The 25,138-nt window shown below is 72.1% G+C and carries 24 protein-coding genes; 12 read left to right on the top strand and 12 right to left on the bottom strand.

The window, feature by feature from the left end:
* The first annotated feature begins 95 nt into the window (after positions 1 to 95).
* Positions 96 to 1,730 (top strand): BCCT family transporter, encoded by a 1,635-nt coding sequence (locus HET64_RS10550; RefSeq protein ID WP_215104195.1) that lies wholly within the window; start codon positions 96 to 98, stop codon positions 1,728 to 1,730.
* A gap of 27 nt (positions 1,731 to 1,757) precedes the next feature.
* Here the strand turns inward: HET64_RS10550 and HET64_RS10555 are convergent, their stop codons facing one another.
* Together HET64_RS10555 and HET64_RS10560 are read right to left on the bottom strand one after the other, a co-directional pair.
* Entirely contained in the window at positions 1,758 to 2,951 is a 1,194-nt protein-coding gene (locus tag HET64_RS10555) for a lipid-transfer protein (protein WP_215104129.1), read from the bottom strand.
* Positions 2,952 to 2,978: 27 nt separating this feature from the next.
* Positions 2,979 to 5,294 (bottom strand): acyl-CoA dehydrogenase, encoded by a 2,316-nt coding sequence (locus tag HET64_RS10560; RefSeq protein WP_215104131.1) that lies wholly within the window; start codon positions 5,292 to 5,294, stop codon positions 2,979 to 2,981.
* Between the two features lie 176 nt (positions 5,295 to 5,470).
* On the opposite strand from HET64_RS10560, the gene HET64_RS10565 reads away from it, so the two are divergent.
* On the top strand, positions 5,471 to 7,048 hold the full coding sequence (locus tag HET64_RS10565; protein WP_215104133.1) for an MFS transporter: 1,578 nt from the start codon (positions 5,471 to 5,473) through the stop codon (positions 7,046 to 7,048).
* Here HET64_RS10565 and pepE read toward each other — a convergent pair.
* Together pepE and HET64_RS10575 are read right to left on the bottom strand one after the other, a co-directional pair.
* The gene (gene pepE / locus HET64_RS10570) at positions 6,973 to 7,701 is read right to left on the bottom strand and encodes a dipeptidase PepE (RefSeq protein WP_215104135.1); all 729 of its coding nucleotides are present in this window, start codon (positions 7,699 to 7,701) and stop codon (positions 6,973 to 6,975) included. The genes HET64_RS10565 and pepE overlap by 76 nt on opposite strands.
* Positions 7,702 to 7,770: 69 nt before the next feature.
* Positions 7,771 to 8,598, bottom strand: a complete 828-nt coding sequence (locus HET64_RS10575; protein WP_215104137.1) for an IclR family transcriptional regulator — start codon at positions 8,596 to 8,598, stop codon at positions 7,771 to 7,773.
* Positions 8,599 to 8,746: 148 nt separating this feature from the next.
* On the opposite strand from HET64_RS10575, the gene HET64_RS10580 reads away from it, so the two are divergent.
* The 7 genes from HET64_RS10580 to HET64_RS10610 all read left to right on the top strand — a co-directional run bounded on the left by HET64_RS10580 (position 8,747) and on the right by HET64_RS10610 (position 16,344).
* Positions 8,747 to 9,700: a DUF1177 domain-containing protein gene (locus tag HET64_RS10580; RefSeq protein WP_215104139.1), complete on the top strand. Its 954-nt coding sequence runs from the start codon at positions 8,747 to 8,749 to the stop codon at positions 9,698 to 9,700.
* Complete coding sequence (locus HET64_RS10585; protein ID WP_215104141.1) at positions 9,700 to 11,094, top strand: cytosine permease; 1,395 nt, start codon at positions 9,700 to 9,702, stop codon at positions 11,092 to 11,094. Before HET64_RS10580 ends, HET64_RS10585 begins: the two co-directional genes overlap by 1 nt.
* Positions 11,091 to 12,398 (top strand): M20/M25/M40 family metallo-hydrolase, encoded by a 1,308-nt coding sequence (locus HET64_RS10590; RefSeq protein ID WP_215104143.1) that lies wholly within the window; start codon positions 11,091 to 11,093, stop codon positions 12,396 to 12,398. The genes HET64_RS10585 and HET64_RS10590 overlap by 4 nt, the downstream gene beginning before the upstream one ends.
* A gap of 136 nt (positions 12,399 to 12,534) precedes the next feature.
* Positions 12,535 to 13,191, top strand: coding sequence for a class I SAM-dependent methyltransferase (locus HET64_RS10595; protein ID WP_215104145.1), 657 nt, complete (start codon positions 12,535 to 12,537; stop codon positions 13,189 to 13,191).
* A 77-nt stretch (positions 13,192 to 13,268) separates the two neighbouring features.
* The gene (locus tag HET64_RS10600; RefSeq protein WP_215104147.1) at positions 13,269 to 14,189 is read left to right on the top strand and encodes an N-acetylmuramoyl-L-alanine amidase; all 921 of its coding nucleotides are present in this window, start codon (positions 13,269 to 13,271) and stop codon (positions 14,187 to 14,189) included.
* Positions 14,190 to 14,356: 167 nt separating this feature from the next.
* Positions 14,357 to 15,214, top strand: a complete 858-nt coding sequence (locus tag HET64_RS10605; RefSeq protein ID WP_215104149.1) for a hypothetical protein — start codon at positions 14,357 to 14,359, stop codon at positions 15,212 to 15,214.
* Between the two features lie 119 nt (positions 15,215 to 15,333).
* On the top strand, positions 15,334 to 16,344 hold the full coding sequence (locus HET64_RS10610) for an LLM class F420-dependent oxidoreductase (protein WP_215104151.1): 1,011 nt from the start codon (positions 15,334 to 15,336) through the stop codon (positions 16,342 to 16,344).
* 22 nt (positions 16,345 to 16,366) lie between these two features.
* On the opposite strand, the gene HET64_RS10615 is transcribed toward HET64_RS10610, so the two are convergent.
* Complete coding sequence (locus HET64_RS10615) at positions 16,367 to 17,146, bottom strand: maleylpyruvate isomerase family mycothiol-dependent enzyme (protein ID WP_215104153.1); 780 nt, start codon at positions 17,144 to 17,146, stop codon at positions 16,367 to 16,369.
* A 134-nt stretch (positions 17,147 to 17,280) separates the two neighbouring features.
* Here HET64_RS10615 and HET64_RS10620 point away from each other — a divergent pair, with 134 nt between their 5' ends.
* On the top strand, positions 17,281 to 17,736 hold the full coding sequence (locus HET64_RS10620) for a hypothetical protein (protein WP_215104155.1): 456 nt from the start codon (positions 17,281 to 17,283) through the stop codon (positions 17,734 to 17,736).
* Positions 17,737 to 17,797: 61 nt separating this feature from the next.
* Here HET64_RS10620 and HET64_RS10625 read toward each other — a convergent pair whose 3' ends face one another.
* On the bottom strand, positions 17,798 to 18,376 hold the full coding sequence (locus tag HET64_RS10625; RefSeq protein WP_215104157.1) for a hypothetical protein: 579 nt from the start codon (positions 18,374 to 18,376) through the stop codon (positions 17,798 to 17,800).
* Positions 18,377 to 18,552: 176 nt separating this feature from the next.
* On the opposite strand from HET64_RS10625, the gene HET64_RS10630 reads away from it, so the two are divergent.
* Positions 18,553 to 18,846, top strand: coding sequence for a hypothetical protein (locus HET64_RS10630; protein WP_215104159.1), 294 nt, complete (start codon positions 18,553 to 18,555; stop codon positions 18,844 to 18,846).
* Between the two features lie 23 nt (positions 18,847 to 18,869).
* On the opposite strand, the gene HET64_RS10635 is transcribed toward HET64_RS10630, so the two are convergent.
* The 3 genes from HET64_RS10635 to HET64_RS10645 form a co-directional block, all read right to left on the bottom strand.
* Positions 18,870 to 19,943: a prenyltransferase gene (locus HET64_RS10635; protein ID WP_215104161.1), complete on the bottom strand. Its 1,074-nt coding sequence runs from the start codon at positions 19,941 to 19,943 to the stop codon at positions 18,870 to 18,872.
* The gene (locus HET64_RS10640; protein WP_215104163.1) at positions 19,940 to 20,671 is read right to left on the bottom strand and encodes a class I SAM-dependent methyltransferase; all 732 of its coding nucleotides are present in this window, start codon (positions 20,669 to 20,671) and stop codon (positions 19,940 to 19,942) included. Before HET64_RS10640 ends, HET64_RS10635 begins: the two co-directional genes overlap by 4 nt.
* Positions 20,672 to 20,741: 70 nt before the next feature.
* Positions 20,742 to 22,055, bottom strand: coding sequence for a glycosyltransferase family 4 protein (locus HET64_RS10645; protein WP_215104165.1), 1,314 nt, complete (start codon positions 22,053 to 22,055; stop codon positions 20,742 to 20,744).
* 266 nt (positions 22,056 to 22,321) lie between these two features.
* On the opposite strand from HET64_RS10645, the gene HET64_RS10650 reads away from it, so the two are divergent.
* Positions 22,322 to 22,933 carry a TetR family transcriptional regulator gene (locus tag HET64_RS10650; RefSeq protein WP_050358268.1) on the top strand — a complete coding sequence of 204 codons (612 nt, stop codon included), beginning with the start codon at positions 22,322 to 22,324 and terminating at the stop codon, positions 22,931 to 22,933.
* Here HET64_RS10650 and HET64_RS10655 read toward each other — a convergent pair.
* From HET64_RS10655 to HET64_RS10665, 3 genes are all read right to left on the bottom strand, one after another.
* On the bottom strand, positions 22,899 to 23,585 hold the full coding sequence (locus HET64_RS10655; RefSeq protein ID WP_215104172.1) for a 4'-phosphopantetheinyl transferase superfamily protein: 687 nt from the start codon (positions 23,583 to 23,585) through the stop codon (positions 22,899 to 22,901). The genes HET64_RS10650 and HET64_RS10655 overlap by 35 nt on opposite strands.
* Before the next feature lie 10 nt (positions 23,586 to 23,595).
* Positions 23,596 to 23,847, bottom strand: coding sequence for an acyl carrier protein (locus tag HET64_RS10660; protein ID WP_215104174.1), 252 nt, complete (start codon positions 23,845 to 23,847; stop codon positions 23,596 to 23,598).
* 162 nt (positions 23,848 to 24,009) lie between these two features.
* Positions 24,010 to 24,867, bottom strand: coding sequence for a hypothetical protein (locus HET64_RS10665; protein ID WP_215104176.1), 858 nt, complete (start codon positions 24,865 to 24,867; stop codon positions 24,010 to 24,012).
* Between the last annotated feature and the right edge of the window lie 271 nt (positions 24,868 to 25,138).

Consider the following 25,138-nt stretch of genomic DNA (forward strand, 5'->3'; position numbering starts at 1 on the left):
AGCGGGCAGGGCGGCGTTGCCCGGCATGGACATCCGGCTGCTCCGGCCCCGAGGATTCCGGTTCGGGTTCCCCCGCGGACAGCTCGCCCGACCGGGTGGTGGTGACCATCGGGGCGCTGGGCGTCATCGGGATCGTCCTGTGGGCAGCCTTCGGGAAGGACACCTTCGAGAACGCTTCGGACGCGGCCCTGCCCTGGGTGCTCGGCAACTTCGCGTGGCTGTTCGTCATCGCCGCCGACGTCTTCCTGGTCCTGTGCCTCGTGATCGCCTTCAGCCGCTACGGCCGTATCCGGCTCAGCCGGGACGATTCCCCGCCGGAGTTCTCGAACTTCTCCTGGATCGCGATGATGTTCAGCGCCGGCATGGGCATCGGCCTGATCTTCTACGGCGTCGGGGAACCCGTCTCGCACTATCTGAGCCCGCCGCCCTCCAGCGGGGCCGAGCCGCAGTCGTACGCCGCCGCGAGCGCCGCCATGGAGTACTCCTTCTTCCACTGGACGCTGACGCCGTGGGCCATCTACGGGATCGTCGGCCTGGCGCTGGGCTACGCGAGCTTCCGCAAGGGGCGGGGCAACCGGTTGAGCGCCGTGTTCGTCCCCCTCATCGGCGAGCGCAGGGCGAACGGCGTCTTCGGCAAGGTGCTGGACCTGCTCGCCGTCTTCGCCACGGTCTTCGGCACCGCGACGAGTCTGGGGCTCGGCGCGCTACAGATCGCCATCGGTCTCGACCTCACGGCGGGCCTCGGCCAGAGCACCGGCGTCGAACTGGTGGTCATCGCGGTGCTCAGCGCGGCTTTCGTGGTCTCCGCCTTCACCGGCCTGCACGGCGGGGTGAAATGGCTCAGCTCGATCAACCTCGTCATCGCCGCGGCCCTGATGGTCTTCGTCTTCGCCGCAGGTCCGACCGTCTACCTCCTGGACGTGCTGCCCTCGTCGGTCGGGGGCTACCTGGACCAGCTCATCCCCATGGCCTCCCGCACCGGCGCCTTCGGTGACGAGAGCTGGCTGGGCGCCTGGACGATCTTCTACTGGGCCTGGTGGCTCTCCTGGGCCCCCTTCGTCGGCACCTTCATCGCCCGCATCTCCAAGGGCCGCACGATCCGCGAGTTCCTCCTCGCCGTGCTGCTGGTGCCGAGCGGGGCGACCGCCCTGTGGTTCGTGGTGCTCGGCGGAACCGGCATCCGGCTCGCCGAGACAGGCGTCGTCGACATGGCCGCGAAGGCGAAGGAGGGGACGGAGGCGACTCTGTTCGCGATGCTCGACGCCCTGCCGGTCAGTACGGCGACGGCCTGGGTCGCGATGATCCTGATCATGATGTACTTCGTCACCAGCGCGGACTCCGCCTCGCTGGTCATGGGGTCGCTGACCAGCCGGGGCGCCCTGCACCCGCGGCGCTGGCTCGTCGTCACCTGGGGCCTCCTCATGGCGGCGGTCGCGGCCGCCCTGTTGGTCGCCGGCGGCCTGGAGTCCCTCCAGAGCGCGACGATCCTGGTGGCCCTGCCCTTCGTCGTGGTGATGCTCTTCCTCTGCTGGTCCCTGCTGCGGGAGCTGCGCACCGACCCCGGCGCCGGCCCGGGGCGCAGCGAGGGCCTGCACGGGATGCGCGACGCGGTGCGCGTCATGGTCGGCGAGGAGCTGGGCAACCAACCGGGGGCCCGCCACCGGCATCTGCGGCGCGCGGCCGCGGCCCGTACGACCACCACCGAGGACGACCGGGACGAGGAGAGCTGACGGCCTGCCTGACGCACCCCCGAAGGCTCAGCCGCGCCGCAGCAGCGTGACCACCGCCGCTCCGCCGAGGCCGATGTTGTGGGCGAGGGCGGTCCGTGCGCCGGGCACCTGGCGGGCGCCGGCCTCGCCGCGCAGTTGCCAGGTCAGCTCGGCGGCCTGGGCGATGCCGGTGGCGCCCAGCGGGTGGCCCTTGGAGATCAGCCCGCCGGACGGGTTCACCACCCACCGCCCGCCGTAGGTCGTCGCCCCGGACTCGACGAGCTTGCCGGACTCCCCCTCGCCGCACAGGCCCAGCGCCTCGTAGGTGAGGAGTTCGTTGACGGAGAAGCAGTCGTGCAGCTCGATGACGTCGAGATCGTCCGGGCCGAGGCCGGAGGCCGTGTAGACCTGCTGGGCGGCGGCCCGGGACATCGGGGCTCCGACCGCGTCGATGCAGCTGCCGGAGGCGAAGGAGGCCCCGGTGTCGGTGGTCATGGCCTGGGCGGCGATCTCCACCGCCCGCTCCCCCAGGCCGTGCCGTTCGACGAACCGCTCGGAGACGACGACGGCCGCCGCCGCCCCGTCGGAGGTGGGCGAGCACTGGAGTTTGGTGAGGGGGCGGTGGACGGTACGGGCGGCGAGGATCTCCTCGACCGTGTAGGGGTCCTGGAACTGGGCGTACGGGTTGTTCACCGAATGCCGGTGGTTCTTGGCCCCGACCGCCGCGAGCTGTGCGGGCGTCGTCCCGTACCGCTCCATGTGCTCGCGGGCCGCGTTGCCGAAGATCTGGGCGGTGGGCGGGGACATCTCGAAGCCGTGGGCGGCGGCCATGATCCCGTAGTGCCGGGCGACGGGCGAGGTCGCGAAGTCGCCGCCGCCGTCCGCACCGCTGCCCAGGGAGCCGCGGGCCATCTTCTCGAAGCCGACGGCGAGGACGCAGTCGCTGCCGCCGCCCTCGACGAACTGCCGGGCCAGCATGAGGGCGGTGGAGCCGGTGGCGCAGTTGTTGTTGACGTTGTAGACGGGGACACCGGTCAGCCCCAGTTCGTAGACGGCCCGTTGTCCGGCCGTGGAGGCCTGGAAGCAGTAGCCGACGGGGACCTGTTCGACCTGGTCGTAGCGGACGCCGGCGTCCGTCAGGGCGGCGGTGCCCGCCTCGCGGACCATGTCCCAGTACTGCCAGTCGCGGGTCTCGGGCTTCTCGAACCTCGTCATGCCGACGCCGACGATGTAGGCCTTCATGGTGCGACTCCTTCTGGTCCGGTGCGGTCAGTCCCTGGGGAGGCCGAGGATCCGTTCGGCGACGACGTTGAGCTGGATCTGGGTGGTGCCGCCCGCGATGGTCAGGCAGCGGGACATCAGGAAGCCGTGGAGGGCCCGCTCCCCCGCACCCGGTTCGTCCACCGCGCCGTCCGGGCCGAGGAGTTCGAGGGTGAGTTCGGCGACCTTCTGCTGGTGGAGGGTCTGGACGAGTTTGCGGACCGAGGCCCCGGCGCCCGGTTCGCGGCCGGAGACCTGCTGGAGCGTGGTGCGCAGTCCGACGCAGGCGAGCGCGTGGGCCTCGGCGGCGAGCGCGCCGATCCGGGCGCGGGTGGCCCCGTCCAGCCCGGCCGAGCGGGCGATCAGGGCTTCGAGCCCGCTGTCGAAGGTCATCTGGTCGGCCATGTGGACGCGTTCGTTGCCCAGGGTGTTGCGGGCGACCCGCCAGCCGCCGCCGACCTCGCCGACGACGGCGTCGGCGGGCAGCAGGACGTCGTCGAAGTACACCTCGTTGAAGAGGGCCTCGCCGGTGATCTCCTTGAGCGGGCGGATGCCGATGCCCTCGGCGTTCCTCATGTCGACCAGGAAGTAGGTGAGCCCGCGGTGCTTGGGGGCGTCCGGGTCGGTGCGGGCCAGCAGGATGCCGTGGTCGGCGGTGCGGGCGGCGCTCGTCCAGACCTTCTGCCCGGTGATCCGCCACCCCTCGTCGGTCCGTACCGCGCGGGTGCGCAGCGCGGCCAGGTCGGATCCGGCATCGGGTTCCGAGAAGAGCTGGCACCACTGGAGGTCGCCGCGCAGGGTGGCCGGCAGATAGCGCTCCCGCTGTTCCTCGGTTCCGTACGCGATGAGGGACGGCACCACCCAGGTGGCGATGGACAGGTCGCTGAGGCGGATGCCCTGTTCCCTCGACTCCTGCTGGATCGCCAGTTGCCGCACGGGTCCCGCGTCCAGTCCGTACGGGGCGGGGAGGTGCGGGGCCGCGTAGCCGGTGGCGGCGAGGGCGCGGCGGGCCCCCGCCGGTGTCAGGCCCTGGGCGGCGGCGAGGTGGGGGCGGGCCTCGGCGCGGTGGCCGGCGGCCTCGGCGGGGAGTTCCAGGGCGAGTTCGCGGCGGGCTCCGGCCTCGGCGAGGCGGGCGGCGCGCAGCCGGTGCGTGTCGGCGGCCCCGAGGAGCTGACGGGCGAGGACGGCCCGGCGCAGCTGGAGGTGGGCGTCGTGCTCCCAGGTGAAGCCGATGCCGCCGAGGATCTGGATGGCGTCCTTGGCGCAGGTGTAAGCGGCCTCGGGTGCGGTGGCGGCGGCGAGCGCGGCGGTGAGTCCGCGCGCCCCGGGCCCCGGGCCGTCGGACCGGGCGGGTTGGCCGCCGCCGGAACCGGCCGCCCCGGACCGGCCGGAGGCCGACCGGGCGGATTCATCGGCGGCGCGGGCGGATTCGTCAGCGGCGCGGGCCGCGTCCCAGGTGAGGGCGCGGGCCTGTTCGAGGCGGACGAGCATGTCGGCGCAGAGGTGTTTGACGGCCTGGAACGCCCCGATGGGCCGCCCGAACTGCTCGCGTACGGTGGCGTGTTCGACGGCGGTGTCCAGGCTCCGGGCGGCGGTTCCGCAGGCGTCGGCGGCGAGGAGGACGGCGGCCAGGTCGCGGACGAGCGCGGGGTCCAGGGGCAGCGCCCGGTGTGCCGGTACGGGGACGGCGTCGGCGCGCACCTCGGCGGTGGGCCTCGTCGGGTCGGCGCTGCGGTGCGGGCGCACGGCGAGGCCCTCGGCCCCGGCGTCCAGGAGGAACCAGCGCTCGCCGTCGGGCGTGGCGGCGGGCAGCAGGAGCAGGTCGGCGGCATCGGCGGTCAGGACCGGCGGGGCGGTGCCGTCGAGCCGGTGACCGCCGTCGGCGGGGGTGGCGGTGAGGGTGCCGGGCGTGAGGGCGAGGGCGGCGGTGCGGTCCCCCGCGGCGAGCTCCCGGAGCGGTCCGCCCAGCTCCTTCGCCCCGGCGGCCACCGCGTGGCGCAGCACGGCGGAGGTGAGGACGGTCGCGAGGTAGGGGCCGGGCAGCGAGGCGTAGGCGGCCTCCTCCAGGACGACGGCGAGGTCGAGGAGACCCCCGCCGCCACCTCCGTACGCCTCGGGCAGATGGATGCCGGTGAGCCCCTGCGCGGCGAGCCCTTCCCAGTGGGCCGGGCGTACGCCGGGGGCGGCCGGGCTCTCCGCGTCGAGGATCCCGCGCACCTCACCGGGTGGTGCGGCGCCGGCCAGCCAGCCCCGTACGGAGTGTGCCAGCGCACGGTGCTCCTCGGTGATCCCGATACCCGTGCCCATACCTGTGCCGATACCCATGCGAGTCCTCGCCGGTCGGGGCCGTTGGAACGGCGCAAGAGTAGAACACGTTTCAATCTGACGGAAGGTCAGGAGACCGGTGGATCCGGACCGGAATAGGGCTCGGCCGGGAAGTGTTCACCATGCACACACTTGGGGGGAGCCCGGGTGATCGACGCTGCCCGGAGGCCCCACGTATGCGAAGGACGAAACAGATACGGCGCAGCGGGGAGTTCCCCGAGCCGCGAGAAGCGCGCTCCGGCCCCATCGTGCCTGTCCTCGCCTTCGCGGGCATCACCGTCGCGGTCATGCAGACCCTGCTCGTCCCGGTCATCAAGGACCTCCCGGTCCTGCTGGACACCGACCCGGCCAACGCCACCTGGGTGATGACCGCCACCCTGCTCGCGGGCGCCGTCTCGACCCCGATCATGGGGCGGCTCGGCGACCTCTACGGCAAGCGGCGGATGCTGCTCGCCTCGCTCGCCGTCATGGTGGTCGGCTCGCTGATCTGCGCCTCCACCGACGACCTGGTCGTGATGATCACCGGCCGCGCGCTCCAGGGCTTCGCCATGGGCGCCATCCCGCTCGGCATCGGCATCATGCGCGACGAGCTGCCGCGCGAGAGGCTCGGCTCGGCGATGGCCCTGATGAGCTCATCGATCGGGGTGGGCGGAGGCCTCGCGCTGCCCGCCGCCGCACTGGTCGCCCAGCACGCCGACTGGCACGCGCTGTTCCTCGGCTCGGCCGGGCTCGGACTGCTCGCGATGGCGCTCACGTACCGGCTCGTCCCCGAGCCGCCGCTGCGCGCGCCCGGCACCTTCGACGTGATCGGCGCCCTCGGGCTCTCGCTCGGCCTGGTCCTCCTCCTCCTGCCGGTCACCAAGGGCAGCGACTGGGGCTGGACCTCGGCCCCGACCCTGGGGCTGCTCGCCGCGTCCGTCGCCACGCTGGTGCTGTGGGGCCTGTTCGAACTGCGCACCCCGGCGCCGCTCGTCGACCTGCGCACCACCGCCCGCCGCGAGGTGCTGCTCACCAACCTCGCCTCGATCATGGTCGGGGTCGCCTTCTACGCGGTCTCCCTGGTCCTCCCGCAACTGCTCCAGCTGCCCACGTCCACCGGCTACGGCCTCGGCCAGTCCATGGTGGTCGCCGGACTCTGTGTGGCCCCGCTCGGCGTGACGATGATGTTCGTCGCCCCGCTGTACGCCCGGATCTCGGCCCGCCGCGGCCCCAAGGTCACGCTGATGCTCGGCATGCTGGTCATCGCGATCGGTTACGGGGCCGGGCTCGGGCTGCTCAGCGCCGCCTGGCAGACCGTACTGATCGCGGTGGTGCTCGGCGCCGGCATCGGCCTCGCCTACTCCTCGCTGCCCGCCCTGATCATCGGGGCCGTCGACCCGTCGGAGACCGGCGCGGCCAACGGCCTCAACACCCTGATGCGGTCCATCGGCACCTCGGTGTCGAGCGCCGTCATCGGCATGGTGCTGGCCAACACCTCCGTGACGACGGGCTCGGTCCAGGTACCGTCCATGGAGGGCTTCCGGATCTCGTTCCTGATCGCCACGGGGGCGGTGCTGATCGGCCTGGTGCTGGCGGCGTTCCTGCCCTCGCAGCGGCCCTCCGCGCACCCGGTGCTCCTGGCGAGCAGCGCGGACGACGCGCGGGCCGCGCGGGCCGCCCGGGCCGGGGCCGAGGCCGGTCAGCGCACCGGAGCGTCGAACCGCGGCACCGTCGTGAGCAGCCGGGACACCTCCGACCCCGGCAGGAGCTCCTGAGGCTCGGCCGCGCGGGAGAACAGCCGGGCGGGGCGGGCGCCCTGGACGTGGGCCCGCTCCCCGTCGACACGGAGCCAGGAGCCCTCGCGCAGCCCGAGCACGGGTACGTCGTTCTCCTCCAGGAACTCGGTGAGCCGCTCCTCACGGGTCTCGCCCTTGTGGGTGCTGGCCGGGTCGGGGTCCAGATAGTGCGGGTTGATCTGGAACGGGACCAGGCCCAGCGTCCCGAAGGACGGCGGCTGCACGATGGGCATGTCGTTGGACGTGCGCAGGGTCGGGGCGGCCATGTTGGTGCCGGCGCTCGCACCCATGTAGGGCAGCCCGCCGCGCACCGCGTCGCGCACGGCCTCGCGCAGACCGGTGCGGTACAGGGCGGCGAGCAGCCGGAAGGAGTTGCCGCCGCCGATGAACACGGCGTCGGAAGCGGCGAGTTCGGCGACCGGGTCGGGGTTCTCGTGGATGCCGCGCACGGTGATGCCGGACGGCTCCAGCGCCTCGCGGACCCGGGTGGTGTACGCGGCGTGATCGGCGAGCGCGTACGGCACGAAGGCGAGTCGCGCGTTCGCGGGGAGGAACGCGGTGACGGTGTCCAGGGCGTGTTCCAGGTAACCGCAGCCGAACTGGGTGGAGTTGGAGAGAAGCAGCAGATTCACGGGGTTCCTCGGGTACGTCGGGCGGATCGGTCGGTCGGATGACCGGGGCGGCCGGGCGGATCGGGTCGGTCAGGTGGTGCGGGGCCGGCGGGCGCGGGGCTTCGGCCGCTGCGGCGGGTGGGTGAGGCGCTGCTCCAGCAGTTGGGCCGCGTGCCGCAGCGCGTCGAGCCGGTCCTCGGGCGCCCCCTGGAACCGGTCCTCCCCACCACCGAGACTGAGGCTTCCGTACGGCTCGCGCCCCAGGAACACCGGTACGGCGACGGTGGCGATCCCGGTGTCGTACTCGCCGACCGTCCAGGCGTAACCCTGGGCCCGGATCCTTATGAACTCCCTTTCCAGCAGGTCCGGTTCGGTGACCGTGCGGTCCGTGAAGCGCGCCATGGGGCGACCCCGGAAGAGCCGGTGGCGCTGCTCGTCGGGCAGATAGGCGTAGTACGACTTGCTGGTCGCCCCCGCGTGCGCCGGGTAGAGCTCGCCGACCAGCGGGTAGTAGCGCAGCGGTCCGGTCTCGCCCTCCTCGGCGGCCACGCAGCGCATGTGGAAGCTGTCCGGAAGGCAGAACAGGACCGTGTCGCCGGTGGTCCGGCGCAGCTCCTCCAGGACCGGACCGGCCAGCAGCTCCAGCGAGCCCGAGCGCTCCCAGAGGCGGCCGAGCCGCAGCACGGCGGGGCCGATGCGGTAGCGGCGGGTGGCCGGATCGGAGACCAGGAAGCCCCGGCCCGCCAGGGTGGCCAGCAGCCGCTGGGCGGCGGAGGTGTCCCAGCCGAACTCCTCGGCGACCTCGGTGACGCCCCAGTCGGGCCGGGTGCGCTCGAAGGCGAGCAGCACCAGGAGCGCCCGGTCGACGGTTTGCAGCGCCCCGGCGGGCGTACGCCGGTCCAGATCGAATTCGGCCATCGTCATCTCACCATTCAGACCAGAATTGCAAATAACGGGAAACAGTTGCGCTCAACGCTATCCGATCCCGAATGTTGCCTCAGCACCCCGCCCCGCGCTCTCCCCCGTCGAGCGCCGGGCGGGTGTCAGGATCAGGAGAAAAGCCCCCATGTTGAAGTACGTACTGGACATCGTCGAGCTTCTGGACGATCCCCAGGTCAATGGCAAGACGGTCGTCGGGTACCTCGACGCCGCAGCGGGGGCCGAGGGCTCGTCCGCGCAGGTCACCACCGTCGTGGGTGACCAGGGCTCGACGGACTTCGTGCTCGTCCGCATCCCCGGCTCCCGCGGCCGGACGGCGGGCGGCAGCGCCCGCACCCTCGGTGTGGTGGGCCGGCTCGGCGGCCTCGGCGCCCGGCCCGAGGTGACCGGTCTGGTCTCCGACGCCGACGGCGCGGCCTCCGCCATCGCCACGGCGGCCAAGCTGCTCGACATGCGCCGTCGCGGCGATGTGCTGCCCGGTGACGTGATCGTCGCCACCCACATCTGCCCGAACGCGCCGACCGAGCCGCACGACCCGGTGCCGTTCATGGGCTCGCCCGTGGACATCGCCACGATGAACCGGCACGAGGTGACCGCCGACATGGAGGCCGTGCTCTCCATCGACACCACCAAGGGCAACCGGATCATCAACCACAAGGGCCTGGCCCTGTCGCCCACCGTCAAGGAGGGCTGGGTGCTCCGGGTCAGCGAGCAGCTCGGCGAGCTGCTGGCCGTGGTGACCGGTGAGCCGTTGGTCACATACCCGGTGACCACCCAGGACATCACGCCGTACGGTAACGGTGCACACCACATCAATTCGATCCTCCAGCCCGCCACCGCGACCGCCGCTCCGGTCGTCGGTCTCGCGGTCACCTCGGCCGCCGCGGTACCGGGCTGCCAGACGGGCGCGAGTCACGAGAGCGACATCGCGTCCGCCGCCCGCTACGCCGTGGAAGTCGCCAAGGGCTTCGGCGCCGGGAATCTGGACTTCCACGACACGGTGGAGTTCGACAACCTCGTCAACCGCTACGGGTCGCTGGCTCACCTCCAGACCCTCGGCCGCACCACCCAGGAGTCCTGATGGCATCCGCCCCCCAGGCCGACGCCACGGCCCCCGAAGCCAAGAGCATCGGCAGCGACGACTACTCGCTCTCGCGGGTCCCGCGCGACAAGCGCTTCGGCTTCTGGTCCATGCTCCTGCAGTGGCTGGCCCAGTCCGGCTCGATCTCCCAGTTCACGCTGGGCGCCACCATCGGCGTCGGCATGACCTTCGGGGACGCCTTCCTCGCCTTCACGCTCGGCGCGGTGATCCTGGAGATCGTGATCTTCGCGATCGGTCTGGCCGGCATGCGCGAGGGTCTGGCGACCCCGATGCTCACCCGCTGGACGGGCTTCGGCCGCAACGGTTCGGCCCTGGTCAGCTTCGTCATCGCGGTCAGCCTGGTCGGCTGGTTCGGCGTCCAGAACACGATCTTCGGCAACAGCGTCTCGGCGCTGGTCGGCGGACCGTCGTGGATGTGGTGCGTGATCGCGGGCATCGCCATCACGGGCCTGGTGATCTTCGGCTTCAAATACATGGCCCTGTTCGCCAAGATCGTCACGCCGCTGTTCTTCGGCATGGTCGCCTGGTCGATCATCACGACGCTCAACGACCACTCGATCAGTGAGCTGATCAGCTCGCCGCCGCCCGGCGAGGCGATCCCGCTGGCCGTCGCCGCCACCGCCATCGCGGGCGGTTACATGACCGGCGCCATCGTCTCCCCGGAGATGACCCGCTACAACAAGAAGGGCTCGCACGTCTTCGTGCAGAGCGCCTCCTCGATGATCCTCTCCGAGTACATCGTCGGCATGGTCGGTGTGCTGCTCGGTCATCTGGTGAAGTCGAGCGACGTGTCCCACATCGTGCTCTCCACCTCGGGCGCCTTCGGTGTGATGGTGGTCCTGATGTCCACCGCGAAGATCAACGACTGGAACCTGTACGGCTCCTCGCTCGGCGTCGTCAACTTCTTCCAGGTCGTCTTCCGCAAGCGGCTGCACCGCGGCGTGGTCACCGTCGTCCTCGGCATCGCCGGCACGCTCCTGTCCGCGGTCGGCATCATGACCCACTTCACGGAGTTCCTCTCCCTGCTGGGCGTGATGATCCCGCCGATCGGCGGCATCATCGTCGCCGAGTACTGGGTCGTGAAGCGGATGCGCAAGCCGCTGGACGACACCCGTGAGGCGGAGACCCTGCCGCTGACCTCGCCCACCTGGGTGCCGATGTCCCTGGTCATCTGGGTCGTGGCGTTCTGCGTCGGCAAGTTCTTCGACGGCGGCATACCGGCCCTCAACTCGCTGGCCACCGCCTTCCTGCTGTACTGCGCCCTCGGCCTGCTGGGCTGGGTCAAGCCGTACGGCACCTCCACCCTGGACGACGAGGACGGCGGCAGCCCCGCCCCCGCCGCCCGCGCGACCACTCCGGCAGGAGCAGCATGACCCTCACCCCCGCCTCCGAGCAGGCCCAGACCGAGGTCGTGGACCTCTGCGCCGAACTGATCCGGTTCGACACCTCCAACCCGACCAGCGACGAGCGCGCCGCCGCCGACTGGGTGGTGGACCGCCTCGCCGAGGTGGGCATCGCCTCCGAACTGGTCGAGTCCGCCCCGGGCCGGGCCAGCGTCATCGCCAGGATCCCCGGGAGCGACCCCACCCGGGGCGCCCTGCTGGTCCACGGCCACCTGGACGTCGTGCCCGCCGACGCATCGGAGTGGCAGGTCCCGCCGTTCTCGGGCGAGATCCGCGACGGCTACCTCTGGGGCCGGGGCGCGATCGACATGAAGGACACGGTGGCGGTCATGCTCGCCACCGCCCGGCACTTCGCCCGCACCGGCACGCAGCCGGCCCGCGACGTGGTGCTCGCCTTCCTCGCCGACGAGGAGGCGGGCGGCAAGTTCGGCGCCCACTGGCTCGTCGAGCACCGGCCGGACCTCTTCCTGGGGGTCACCGAGGCGATCGGCGAGGGCGGTGGCTTCTCCTTCGCCCTCGACGACACGCGCCGGCTGTACCCGATCGAGAACGCCCAGCGCGGCATGGCGTGGATGGAGCTCACCGCGAACGGCCGGGCCGGTCACGGCTCGTCGCCCAACGACGAGAACGCGGTCACCGACCTCGCCGAGTCCCTCACCCGGATCGGCCGCGAGACCTTCCCGATCCGGCTGATCGAACCGGTCCGCGCCCTGCTGGAGGAGGCCGCCCGGCTCTACGGCGTGGAGTTCGACGAGAACGACATCGAGGCCACCCTGGCCAGGCTGGGCCCGGTCGCGGACTTCATGCAGGTGGTGCTCCGCAACTCGGCGAACCCCACCATGTTCACCGCCGGCTACCAGACCAACGTCATCCCCGGGAAGGCCACCGCCCGCGTCGACGGCCGCTTCCTCCCCGGTCACGAACAGGAACTGATCGACACGATCGACCGGCTCCTGCTCCCCTCCGTCAGCCGTGAGTGGGTCAACCACGACATCGCGATGGAGACGACGTTCGACGGCCCGCTGGTCGACGCGATGTGCGACGCCGTCCGCGCCGAGGACCCGGACGGCCACCCCGTCCCCTACTGCAACCCGGGTGGCACCGACGCCAAGGCCTTCACCCACCTGGGCATCCGCTGCTTCGGCTTCAAGGGCCTGAAGCTCCCGCACGACCTGGACTACGGCCGCCTCTTCCACGGCGTGGACGAGCGCGTCCCGCTGGAGGGCCTGCGCTTCGGCGTCCGCGTCATGACCCGACTCTGGCAGAGCTGCTGACCTGAGCGCACGGTTCCGCCGGGGGCCGCCCGACCCGGGCTCACCCCACGTACGCCCCCGCCGATCCCTTCGGCGGGGGCGTACGGCACGATGGGGCGCCGTTCCGCACTCGCCCCGCCCCACCTGGAGGAACCCCGTGACCGCCGAGTCCGCAGCCGGGCCCACGCCGGAGATCCTCGCCGCGTTCGAGGCCGCCAAGGGCTTCATGCCGGTCCACGAGGGCCTCGCCCTGTACGCCGCCGCCACCGAGGCCGGTGCGCTCGGGCTGCCGCTGCTGGAGGTCGGCACCTACTGCGGGCGGTCCGCCATCCTGCTCGCGGACGCGGCGCGGGGAGCCGGGGTCGGCGCGCTCACCGTCGACCACCACCGGGGCAGCGAGGAGCAGCAGCCCGGCTGGGAGTACCACGACCCGAGCGTGGTGGACCCGGAGGTCGGGCTGATGGACACCCTGCCGACGTTCCGCCGCACCCTGCGCCGGGCCGGCCTGGAGGACCACGTGGTGGCGCTCGTCGGGCGCTCCCCGCAGGTCGCCGCCGTGTGGGCCGGACCCCTCGGGCTCGTCTTCATCGACGGCGGCCACACCGACGAGCACGCGAACGCCGACTACGAGGGCTGGGCCCCGCATGTCGCCGAGGGCGGGCTGCTGGTGATCCACGACGTGTTCCCCGACCCGGCCGACGGCGGGCAGGCCCCCTACCGGATCCACCTCCGGGCGCTGGCCTCCGGGGCGTTCACCGAGGTGTCCGTGACGGACTCGCTGCGCGTGCTGCGCCGCACGGGCGCCGGGATCTGAGCCGTACGGGAGCGGGATCCGGGTCGCACGGGCCGCGGTCCGAGCCGTCCGGACGGCCGGGTGGGTAGCATCGCCGCGTGCCGTACGACGACAGCCCTCCCCCCACCCGCCGCGCCCGGCCCCTCTCCGTGGCCGCCGCGCTGGCCGCCGTATGCCTGACCGCCGCCGGATGCGGCGGCGGCCCGGAAGCCGAAGGGGCCGGTGCGGCCTCGCCCCGGCCCGGCGCGGACGCCAGCTCCCCGACGGCTCCCGCACCGGCCGGGAAGCAGCCGGAGCCGTCCCGAACCGCTTCCCCGTCCGACTCCGCGACGCCGCTGCCGAAGGGCCCGCTGACCGGCCGGACCGTGGTGATCGACCCGGGGCACAATCCGCGCAACCGGGATCACACCCGGGAGATCAACGAGAAGGTCGACATCGGCACCGGCCGCAAGGAATGCGACACGACCGGTACGTCCACCGAGGACGGCTACGCGGAGGCCCGTTTCACCCTCGACGTGTCCCACCGGCTGCGCACGCTGCTGGAGGCCGAGGGCGCCCGGGTCCGGCTGACCCACGACGGTGACCGGCCCTTCGGGCCGTGCATCGACGAGCGGGCCCGGATCGGGAACGAGGCGAAGGCCGACGCGGTGGTCTCGGTGCACGCCGACGGGTCGGCCGTGGGCAACCGGGGCTTCCACGTGATCCTGCCCGCCGAGGTGAAGGGCGGCGGGGCCGACACCTCGAAGATCGTGAAGAGTTCGGCCGATCTCGGCGCGAGGATCGCCGGACACTTCGTCCGTACGACCGGAAGCGAGCCTTCCAATTACATCGGCGGAAAAACCGGTCTGGACACGCGTAATGATCTCGGCGGACTGAATCTGTCGACCGTGCCCAAGGTGTTCGTGGAATGCGGCAATATGCGTGACCCGAAGGACGCCGCCCTGCTCACCAGCGGGAGTTGGCGGCAGAAGGCGGCCCAGGGCATGGCCGACGGCATTACCAGCTACCTGAAGGGGTAGTTCTGCGGTGATATTGGGGGGATAACCGCTCATGATCCGGGCCCGGACGCAACCCGCCCGGGCAGACGATAGATTCATCCGTACGATGGGGAGCCGCTCCCGAGCTTCGAGCCGCACCGGCGGCAGCGACGACCGCCCCGACGAGACGACCGACTAAGGACCTTCACGTGAATATCCGATCCCTCACTCGAGGCGACGGCGTGGTGATCGGAGCAGCGGTCGTGCTGTTCATCGCCTCTTTCCTCGACTTCTCCAGCTACGACTGCCCGCAGGGCGTCGACTGTTCCCGGTTCGACAGCCCGAACGCCTGGGACTCGCTCGGACTTCTCATGAGCGTCTTCCTCGCCGGAGTCATCGGCGCGGCGCTGCTGATCGTCAGCCGTGCGATGCCGGGCCGCAAGGTCGTCGGCCTGGACCTCGGCCAGTTCGGTGCGGCGCTCACCGTCTTCGCCCTGTGGACCGCCTTCTGGACGATCCTCGACGTCAACAGCGCCGGTGCGGGCCTGATCCTCGGCCTGCTGGCCGCCATCGTGCTCGTCGCGGGTGCCGTCGCCGGTCCGATGATCCCCGCGCTCAAGGCCCCGCTCGTCAGCCCGGCCTCCCCGGCGCAGGGCGTAGCGGCCGGGCAGGCCCCGTACGGCGCGGGCCCCGGCCAGGGCTACGGCTTCCCGGCCGGCCAGCAGCAGCAGCCGTACGGTGCCCAGCCGAGCCAGGGCTACGGCTACCCCGGCGCTCCGCAGCAGGGCCAGCCCGCCCAGGCCGACCCGGCGCAGGCGCAGCAGGCGCAGGCCCAGCAGCCCTCGCAGGGCGGCGCCGCCCCGGCGGGCGACTTCACCCCGTTCTGGTTCGCCGTTCCGGTGGCCCGCCCGCTGTACGGCGAGGACGGTTCGCCGAACCCGATCGCCGAGCTGGCGCCGGGCACCTGGTACCTCGCGGTGGAACAGCGCGGCCAGAGCCTCATCGCCCAGACGCAGGACGGCCGTCGTGGTGTCCTCCAGGACACCACGGGCATCCAGCGCGGCTGATCCGTACGCCACAGCACACGTCACGGCCCCTCGCCCTTCCGGGCGGGGGGCCGTTGTCGTACAGTCCAACCCGGTCACCCCTATCTGACGCTTCGTCAGCTACGGCTGGAGGGAACGGAATGCGGCTCGGACTCGCGCTCGGATACTGGGGCCGCGGCCCGGACCCCGGCCAGCTCGCCCTGGTCCAGGAGGCCGAGCGGCTCGGCTACGACTCGGTGTGGACGGCGGAGGCCTGGGGGTCGGACGCCTTCACGCCGCTGACCTGGATCGCCGCCCACACCTCCCGCATCCGGCTGGGCACCGGCATCGTCCAGATGGCGGCCCGCACCCCCACCGCGACGGCCATGCACGCGCTGACCCTGGACCATCTCTCCGGCGGCCGGATGCTGCTCGGCCTCGGCCTGTCCGGGCCGCAGGTGGTGGAGGGGTGGTACGGGCGGCCTTTCCCCAGGAGCCCGCTGACCGCGACCCGCGAGTACGTCGAGGTGATCCGGCAGGTGCTGGCGCGACAGGCCCCGGTGGAGCTGGCGGGCCGCTTCCACTCCCACCCGTACAACGGCCCGGACGCCACCGGGCTCGGCAAGCCGCTGAAGCCGATCACGCATCCACTGCGGGCCTCGCTCCCCGTCCTGCTGGGCGCGGAGGGCCCGAAGAACATCGCGCAGACGGTGGAGATCGCGGACGGCTGGCTGCCGCTGTACTGGTCGCCGCTGCGCGGGGACGTCTACGGGGCCTCGCTCGCCGGACTCCGGGACGGCTTCATGATCGCGCCGATGGCCCGCGCGCACGTCTGCGACGACGTGGCCGAGGGGCTGTGGCCGGTGAAGGCGATGCTCGGCTTCTACATCGGCGGGATGGGGCACGCGGCCCGCAACTTCCACGCCGACCTGATGGCCCGCATGGGGTTCGAGGAAGAGGCCCGGCGGATCCAGGAGCTGTTCCTCCAGGGCCGCAAGGAGGAGGCGGTGCGGGCGGTGCCCGACGCGTTCGCCGACGAGATCTCCCTGATCGGGCCGCGCGCCCGCATCGCGGAACGGCTGGAGCTGTGGCGCACCGGCCCGGTGACGGATCTGCTGGTCACCGCCCCGGACCCGCACACACTGCGGGTCCTGGCGGAGCTGAACTCCTAGGAGGCGTCCGGACTTTCTCCGCTCAGCCGAAGGACGACCGGTCCAGCCAGAAGTCCAGCAGCGCGGCGTCGCCGAGCACCTCGACCCGGGGGCTCGTCGGCTCCAGTCGGCGGTTGAAGACGAGCATCAGGTCGGTGAGCGGTCCGCGCAGCGCGACCGTGGCCTTGTCGTGCGCGTGCCGCCAGGTGAAGCGGTCGTCGCCGAACTCGATCAGCCACTCGGCGCCGGGCACGTCGGTGGCGTGCAGATGCAACGAGCGCCCGCCCCCGCACAGTTCGGCCGCCTCGGGGTCGCCGTCGTCCTGGGAGAAGGAGACGATGCGCAGCCACTCCTCGATGGTGTCGGCGGCCACGTCGGCGTCGACCGTGTACGGGACGCGGGCGGCGAGCGCCGCGTCCGCCCGGTGCACGGCCGTCTCGTGCGTCATGCGCCGCGCCCAGAAGGCGGCACGCCGCTCCCACGCCCAGGACCACACCTCGGTGTCCGGCCCCGCATCCCGCAGCGCGGCGACGGCGGCAGCGGCCCCCTCGGCGAGCCAGGCGTCCAGGACGGCCGGGTCGTCGCCGTCCGGGCCCTCGAAGCCGGGAACCGTGTCCTCGGGGATCTCCTCGGCCGCGCGGGTGCGGACGATCTCGCCGACCCAGCGGTGCGCGCCGCCGACGTGCACGGCCAGCTCCCGCAGGGTCCAGTCGGGGCAGGTGGGGACGGTAGCGGTGAGGTCGGCACCGGTCAGCACCGCGCGCAGGGCGTCGTTCTGGGCCAGGATCTCGTCGCAGTAACGGTCGTGGGAAAGAGGGATCATGCCGCGCACCCTAACCGGCGGGGCCCGGGTTGATCACCCTGATCGCGCAGGTCGACCGGGAGTCGACCGGGCGAGAATGAAGGCAAGCACCACGCGCACGCCGACATCTCGAAGAACGGATACGTGACCCACTGATGAGGTTCTCCCCCGACGACGTGGTCTGCCGCGTCTCTCTGCACCTGGAGCGGGTGCGCACCGCCGAGGAAGCGCTGCGCGCCTGGCTGCCGCTGGTCTCCGAGCTCCGGCCGGTCTCGGCGGCGTTCGAGGCGGCCCATCCGGACGGGCTGCGCCGGGGCTACCTCGCCGATCTCCTCGTGGTCCTCCCGCCCCCGGGGGGTGGGACCCGGGAGGGCAGAGCCGTGCGCGACCGGCTACTCGCCTCGGTCGACGAACTCGCCCGCCGGCTCGGCCTGGACCCGGCGGACTTCGAGACCGACGAGGCCGGCGTCGGCGGGACGCTGAAGGGGAAGGGCGAGCACGACGGCTCGTCCTACGGGGCCTGTCTGATCCTCGCCCTGACCGGTGCGGACCCCCTGATCCCCGAGGGTGAGGAGAAGGACTACGAAGACACGGGCGAAGACCTGCTCTGACCTCCGGCACGACACGCGAAGGCCGCCGCCCCACGAGGGGAATCGAAGCTTTTCGCCGTCGCTATCCGCTCAGTTGGGAGGTGGAGGGGACCTTGTCCTTCACCTCGGCGCCCGCGTCCTCGCCGGCGTTCTTGATGCTGTCGATGACGCTCTCGAACGCCCCCACGTCGCCCTCCCCCGCCTCGCCCTTGCGGAGCTTCGTCCCCAGGTCCTTGAGGCTTTCGATCCCGGCGGTGAGCGGGGCGACGGCCTTCGACAGCAGCGGGTCGCCCTTGGCGTTCTCCGCCGCGGCCCTGAGCCGGTTGTAGGCGAACCCGCCCGCGAGACCGGCCTTGACGAGGGCGAACCTCCGTCCCTCCGCGCCCTCCTTGAACGTCCCGGCGCGGTAGGGCTTCACGATCCACTGGTACGTCGCCCCCGCCGCGAGGCCCGCGTTGGCGACGAACCGGGTCTTGGCGAGCCGCTGTTCCGCGGCGGAGGCCGAGGGGCTGGCCGCGGAGGGATCGGCCGCCACCGACGCACTCGTCGCGTTGCCGCCGCCGGAGTCACCGGAGTCGCCGCACGCCGTCGTGCCCACCAGCAGGGCGCAGGACAGCAGCAGTGTCGCGAGGATGCGGCGGAGCGGTACGGAACGGGGCACGGCGGGGCCTCCTGACCGGGCGGGCCGGACCGGCCGGACCGGGCCGAACGTCCGGACATGTCACAGCGAGTGATGAATGTCGGCACTCCCGCTCAGCCTCGCCCCTCCCATCACCGGTCGCCACCCGGTGCGGGCCGTACGGGTTTCACCCTGCGTAAAGCGGCAACCAGAGTTCCATGTCTCCCAGAACCCGTTCAGGTAGCAGTTCAGCGGCTCGTGTCATAGCCGTCGTGGCCGATATTCTGGCCTTCATCATCATCCTCTGGATCCTGATGTACCTGCTGGACGCCAACCGCGGCAACGATTTCGTGCAGTGGGTGCACGACTCGGCCCGCTGGCTGGCGGGCTGGTCGTACGACCTGTTCACGTTCGACAAGGCGTGGGCCAACGTGGTCACCGGCTACGGCCTGGCGGCCGTGGTCTACCTCTTCATCGGGCACGCGGTGGCGGGCCGGCTACGCCGGGGCTGAACAGGACCCGCCCCAGGGCGTGTTCAGCGGCAGCAGTCCGGCTCCAGGCCGACCGGCAGCCGCTCGCCCCCGAAGACCGCGGTGGTCGCCTCGTCCCCCCCGAGCGCGGCCACCGCGAGCAGCAGGGAGCCCGCCGTCCAGGTGGTGAGCTCCTCGGGCCAGAAGGCCCGGTTGCCCTCGAAGACGTATCCCGTCCAGTACAGCCCGCCCTCGGTGCGGAGGTGCTGGACGGACTGGAGGATCTCCAGCGCACGGTCCGACTCCCCCGTCACCCAGAGGGCCAGGGCGAGTTCGCAGCTCTCGCCGCCGGTCACCCAGGGGTTGGGCAGCACGCAGCGCACCCCGAGGCCGGGGACGACGAAGCGGTCCCAGCCCTCCTGGATGCGGGCGGTGGCCTCGGCCCCGGTGACCGCGCCGCCGAGGACCGGGTAGTACCAGTCCATGGAGTAGCGCCTCTTGTCGAGGAAGCGCTCCGGGTGGCTGCGGATCGCGTGCGCCAGCGCGCCGGTCGCCAACTCCCAGTCGGGCTGCGGCTCCTCGCGGCGCTCGGCGATGGCGAGCGCGCAGCGCAGCGCCTGGTGGATCGAGGACGAGCCGGTCAGCAGCGCGTCGTCGACAAGCGTTCCGTCGGGCTCCCGCTTCCAGCCGATCTGCCCGCCGGGCTGCTGGAGCCCGAGGACGAATTCGACGGCCGCGAAGACCGTGGGCCACATCCGGTCGACGAACGCGTCGTCGCCGGTGGCCAGGTAGTGGTGCCAGACGCCGACGGCCACGTACGCGCAGAAGTTGCTCTCCAGGCTCCGGTCGGTCGGCTGCTGCGGATCGCCGTCGTGGTAGGCGGCGTACCAGGAGCCGTCGGCGTTCTGGTTGCGCGCGAGCCAGTCGTAGGCGCGGGCCGCTGCCTCGTGCTCGCCGGCCGCGTCCAGGGCCATCGCGGCCTCGGTGTGGTCCCACGGGTCGAGGTGATGACCCCGGAACCAGGGCAGCGCCCCGTCCTCCCGCTGTACGGCGGCGATCGCGGCGACCGTCTCGGTGGCCTGGGCCGCCGTCAGGACGCCCGGCAGAACGAGGTGTTCGGTCTGTTCGGGAGTGCTCACGCCTCGGCCTTCGGAAGGTGCGGCTTGGTGGCGTAGGCGACGAAGCTCTTGCCGACGACCGGGTTGAGGAGCTGCTCGGCGACCCGCGTGGCGAGCGGCTTCTTCATGATGTCCCAGACCAGCAGCTTGTGGTACGCCCGCACCGGCAGCGCACGGTCGTTGTCCACGCCGAAGGCGCACTTGAGCCACCAGTACGGCGCGTGCAGGGCGTGGGCGTGGTGGGTGCCGTACGGCTTGAGCCCGGCCTCGCGGATCCGGGCGAGGAGCTGGTCGGCCTTGTAGATGCGGATGTGGCCGCCCTCGACCTCGTGGTAGGCGTCGGAGAGGGTCCAGCAGACCTTCTCGGGGCCGTAGCGCGGGACGGTGATCGCTATCCGGCCGCCCGGCCTGAGCACCCGGACCATCTCGGCGAGGACGCCCTTGTCGTCCGGGATGTGCTCCATGACCTCGGAGATGATCACGACGTCGAAGGAGTCGTCGGGGAAGGGCAGGTTGAGGGCGTCGCCCTCCATCGCGGTGGCCGTGGCGCCCTCGGGGGCCTCTCCGGCCTCCTTCATCGCGGCGAACCACTTGGCGACCTCGCGGATCTCCTCGGCGTTCCGGTCGAGCGCGACGACCTGCGCGCCGCGCCGGTAACACTCGAAGGCATGCCGGCCGGCACCGCAGCCCAGGTCGAGCACTCGGTCGCCGGCGGCGAGCGGGAAGCGGGTGAAGTCGACGGTCAGCACGGGGGCCTGCCTTCGAGGTCGGAGGTACGGGTTGCGACGATCGGATCCGCGGTCGCCCGGGGGCGCGCGGTCACCTGCGGATTCCGCGGGCGATGATCGCCTGACGGTACAGCTCGGCTGTTCCGGCCGCCGCCCGGGCCCAGGTGAAGTTGGCCAGCACCCGCTCGCGGCCGGCCGCGCCGAGCCGGGCGCGCAGCTCCGGGCTGTCCAGCAGCCGGGCCAGCGCCCCGGCCAGCGCGTCCGCGTCGCCGGGCGCCACCGCGAGGCAGGTCTCCCCGTCGCGGCCGGAGACCTCGGGGATCGCGCCGCCGGTGGTCGCGACCAGCGGGGTGCCGGTGGCCATGGCCTCGGCGGCGGGCAGCGAGAACCCCTCGTACAGCGAGGGCACGCAGGAGACCTGGGCGCTGCGCACCAGGTCGACCAGCTCGGCGTCGCTGATGCCCTTGACGAACTCGACGGCGTCCGCGAGCCCGTGCCGCTCGATCGCGCGGGCGACCGGGCCGTTCTCGGCGCGCTTGCCGACGACGACGAGGTGGGCCGCGGGGTTCTCGGTGCGGAGCTTGGCGAGCGCGTCGACGAGGTGGACGAGCCCCTTGAGCGGGACGTCGGCGCTGGAGGTGGTGACGATGCGGCCCGGCACCTCGGCGACGGAGGGGTCGGGCGACCACAGGCCGGTGTCCGCGCCGATGTGGACGACGCTGATCCGGTCCGCGCGTACGCCGAGGTCCTCGACGATCTCGTCGCGGGAGGAGCCGGAGACGGTCAGGACGGTGTCCAGCTTGCGGGCGACCCGCTTCTGCATCCGGGTGAAGCCGTACCAGCGGCGTACGGAGGCGCGCCGGCGGCGGCTCGTCGCAGCCGCCAGGTCGAGCCTGCGGTCCACGGTGATGGGGTGGTGGACCGTCGTCACGAGCGGGGCCCCGAGGTCGCCGAGGAGCCCGTAGCCGAGGGTCTGGTTGTCGTGGACGACGTCGAACTCGCCACGCCGGGCCAGGAGATGGCGACGGGCGCGCAGGCTGAAGGTGAGCGGCTCGGGGAAGCCGCCGGTCCACATGGTGGCGACCTCGGCCAGGTCGATCCAGTCGCGGTACTCGCCGCGCTTCGGGGTACGGAAGGGGTCGGGCTGGCGGTAGAGGTCGAGGCTGGGCAGCTCGGTGAGCGGAACGCCCTCGTCGAGCACCGGGTAGGGCTGCGCGCCGATCACCTCGACGCTGTGGCCGAGGCGGGCGAGTTCCCGGCCGAGGTGGCGGACGTACACGCCCTGGCCGCCGCAGAAAGGATTGCCCTTGTAGGTGAGGAGTGCGATGCGCAACGGCCGGTCGCCGGTCCCGGTGGAGCTGCCGTCGCCCGTGCGGGGGCCTGTCTCTATGGCCTCAGCGGTCACACTCGGCCCCCTTCTGACTGCGTGTTCGCCGGAGCGTAACCGGTCGCGCTAATCTAGAACAAGTTTCAGACTTGATAGAACAAGTTGCATACTTGATCGTTCGACGTGCATCGAATCTACCGGCAGGTAGCGTCGGCGTGAGGGCCGGATCAGGTGATTCGCGCCACGGCGGACGCCCTGGCATGCTGTGCGCGCCCGGCCGGGCCGCTTCGTCCGTCCGGGTGCGGGATCAAGCCATGGATCACGGATCGTGGATCGGGGACAGCATGACCGCGGACGCCAGACCGGCAGCGCCTCCGCTGACCGAGCGCCAGGAGGCCCGTCGCCGCCGCATCCTGCACGCCAGCGCCCAGCTGGCCAGCCGGGGCGGGTTCGAGGCGGTGCAGATGCGGGAGGTGGCCGAGGCCGCCGGGGTCGCGCTGGGCACCCTCTACCGCTACTTCCCGTCCAAGATCCATCTGCTGGTCGCGACCATGCAGGACCAGCTCCAGCACATGCACACCACGCTCCGCAAACGCCCGCCGGCCGGCGACGACGCGGCCCAGCGGGTGGCCGAGACGCTGATGCGCGCCTTCCGCGCCCTCCAGCGCGAACCGCACCTCGCGGACGCCATGGTCCGCGCCCTCACCTTCGCGGACCGCAGCGTGAGCCCCGAGGTGGACACCGTCTCCCGGCTCACCACGGCGATCATCCTGGACGCGATGGGCCTGGAGCACCCGACCCCGGAGCAGCTCTCCGCGGTCCGGGTCATCGAGCACACCTGGCACTCGGCGCTGATCACCTGGCTGTCGGGCCGGGCCTCGATCGCCCAGGTGAAGATCGACATCGAGACGGTCTGCCGCCTCATCGACCTGACGGCGGAGCCGGGCCGGAGCTGAGGAGCGGCGCGAGGACCTCGTCGGCTCCGGCCAGTGCCACCACGGCCGCGCGACCGCGGTCGGTCCACTCGGTCAGCCGGACGTCGTCCCGCCCGGCCTTGGACCCACCCTCGAACCCGGCCTCGAACCCGGCCTTGAACAGCGCCTCCCGCCGGACCCACAACCGCAGCAGCGCCGGGCCGGGGTCCGGCTCGGCGCGAGCGGCGTCCACCGCGTCCGCAGGCAGCAGCCGCCGCAGGACGGGCAGGGGGCCCGGCCGGCGCGTCAGGGGTTCCACGTCGATACCGACCGGGCCGGGCCCGACCGCCGCCGCGGCCAGTCCGTCGGCGTGGCTGAAGCTCGCCCCCAGACCGGGGTGGTCCGGGAGAAACGGCCGGCCGTGCCCGTCCCGCCCGCATCCGGGGCAGCGCTGGGCGGGCGCGACGTCCCGGGGCGGCAGCCCGGTGGCCCGGGAGGCGCACAGCCGCAGCAGCAGGCGGGCCGCCACCACGTCGTCGCGGCGGGCGGGCACCCGGATGCCCGTGAGCCGCCGGCGCTCCCAGGGGGCGAGCATGTCCTCGTCCAGCTCCGGGCAGGCCAGCACCTCTGCGGTGGTGGCGACCAGCGCGACGGCGGCCACGCTCTTCTCGTACGGCGGGGGGCGGCGGGTCACCGGCCCGGGCTCACCCGGCCGGCGCCTCCGCGAGGTCGCCGGCGGCGAGGAAGCGCTCCTCGACGCGGGCGAGGGTACGGAAGTCGTCGATGGTGACCTCCTGAAGATCGATACCGCTGCCCGAGATCTCCTCCAGGAGGTCGATGAACTCCAGGAAGTCCATCGAGTCGATGAGGCGGGCCTCGATGAGGTCCTCCTCGACGCCGATCGGGCCGTCGAGGCCGGGGTTCTTCTCGTTGAGCCACGCTACGACACGTTCCATGGGAGAAATCGCTCCTCTTGCTTCTGTTCGGGTGACGGCCGGTCGGCCAGGGGCTGAAGATCGGATCAGGAACCGGCGGGGGAGCAGTTCAGGAACCGGCGGGGGGAGCGGCTCAGGAGTCGACGGAGTGGAGCCGCTCAGGCGCCGGCGGGCGCGCAGCTCTCAGGAACCGGCGGCGCGGAGCCGCTCCAGGGCCTGCTCGGCGGTGCCGTGCGCGAGGATCATCGCGTGCACCCAGCGCTCCATGCCGAAGGCGACGCAGGAGCTGTACGCGGGACCGTGTGAGCCGGCCCGGATGCCCAGCCGCTCGCCGAAGAAGTTGCGGTGCCGGTTGACGGAGGCGATGGCCGTCCCGTCGGGGGCGCTGTACTCGTACTTCACCGGGTCCAGTGCCATCAGGCGGGCCCGCGAACCCCCGTTGTCGTAGAACGGGTCGTCGGCCGCCGCCCGGGTCAGGGTCAGACCGAGCCGTCCGGCCACCTCCTGGACGAACTCCCCGCCGCGTTCCTGGTGTTCGGTGGCTCCGTCCTTGGTTCCGAGGTAGATCACCTCACGCATGTGGAACCCCCACAGGCGGCGCAGGCCGTCGTAGTGGGTCTCGTTGCGGAAGCAGCGGCCGACCGCCGAGAGCCGCAGCCCGTCCTCCCCGACGTCCTCGCCCTCCAGGGAGAGCAGCAGCCCGTAACAGGTCGCGGACGGCAGCACATGACCGGTCGGGTGCAACGGCAGGTCCTGGGGCGCGCCGCCGGAGGCCAGACCGTCGAGCGCCTCCGGGCCGAACCGGCCCGCGGAGACGCCGAGATGGGGAAAGTTACGGAAGAAGTCGAGCCGCGCCAGTCCCTCGACGGACAGCAGGGGCGGCCCCACCACCTCGGGAGCGGCGAGCCGGGCGGCGAGACCGGTCAGCAGATCGTCCAGGCCCCGCAGCAATGCGGTGCGGACCGGGTCCAGCGTGATCAGCCCGGCACCGGGACTCTTCAGCGTGATACCCGGCAGGACCGTGATGCTGGATGTGTTCATGAGACCGCGTCTTTCTCGGTGTGGGCCGGCAATCGGGACACCCCTCGGGCGTACGGACCACATCGCCGTGGCGTCGGCGGCCCCGAACAGGTCCGTGACCGACCGGAGTACGGGCAGAAGTACGGATGACATGCCGTCACGGACTCGACCGCGCTCTTGGACAGTAGGCCTGTCGCTCACCTGTTGTCTAGACCAAAAATACCGAACGACAGGTATCAATTCCGTGGCCGCCGGGTACGGGACGGCATCTCATATCCCCATATGTGGCGGA

It is taken from the genome of Streptomyces sp. McG3 (assembly GCF_018619185.1).
GTDB lineage: Bacteria > Actinomycetota > Actinomycetes > Streptomycetales > Streptomycetaceae > Streptomyces.

Bases quoted from the DNA above. Each gene is read 5' to 3' on its own strand.
- HET64_RS10555 (WP_215104129.1), bottom strand. From the start codon at position 2,951: ATGAAGGCCTACATCGTCGGCGTCGGCATGACGAGGTTCGAGAAGCCC.
- HET64_RS10560 (WP_215104131.1), bottom strand. From the start codon at position 5,294: ATGGGTATCGGCACAGGTATGGGCACGGGTATCGGGATCACCGAGGAG.
- HET64_RS10565 (WP_215104133.1), top strand. From the start codon at position 5,471: ATGCGAAGGACGAAACAGATACGGCGCAGCGGGGAGTTCCCCGAGCCG.
- HET64_RS10575 (WP_215104137.1), bottom strand. From the start codon at position 8,598: ATGGCCGAATTCGATCTGGACCGGCGTACGCCCGCCGGGGCGCTGCAA.
- HET64_RS10580 (WP_215104139.1), top strand. From the start codon at position 8,747: ATGTTGAAGTACGTACTGGACATCGTCGAGCTTCTGGACGATCCCCAG.
- HET64_RS10585 (WP_215104141.1), top strand. From the start codon at position 9,700: ATGGCATCCGCCCCCCAGGCCGACGCCACGGCCCCCGAAGCCAAGAGC.
- HET64_RS10590 (WP_215104143.1), top strand. From the start codon at position 11,091: ATGACCCTCACCCCCGCCTCCGAGCAGGCCCAGACCGAGGTCGTGGAC.
- HET64_RS10610 (WP_215104151.1), top strand. From the start codon at position 15,334: ATGCGGCTCGGACTCGCGCTCGGATACTGGGGCCGCGGCCCGGACCCC.
- HET64_RS10615 (WP_215104153.1), bottom strand. From the start codon at position 17,146: ATGATCCCTCTTTCCCACGACCGTTACTGCGACGAGATCCTGGCCCAG.
- HET64_RS10620 (WP_215104155.1), top strand. From the start codon at position 17,281: ATGAGGTTCTCCCCCGACGACGTGGTCTGCCGCGTCTCTCTGCACCTG.
- HET64_RS10630 (WP_215104159.1), top strand. From the start codon at position 18,553: ATGTCTCCCAGAACCCGTTCAGGTAGCAGTTCAGCGGCTCGTGTCATA.
- HET64_RS10650 (WP_050358268.1), top strand. From the start codon at position 22,322: ATGACCGCGGACGCCAGACCGGCAGCGCCTCCGCTGACCGAGCGCCAG.
- HET64_RS10660 (WP_215104174.1), bottom strand. From the start codon at position 23,847: ATGGAACGTGTCGTAGCGTGGCTCAACGAGAAGAACCCCGGCCTCGAC.
- HET64_RS10665 (WP_215104176.1), bottom strand. From the start codon at position 24,867: ATGAACACATCCAGCATCACGGTCCTGCCGGGTATCACGCTGAAGAGT.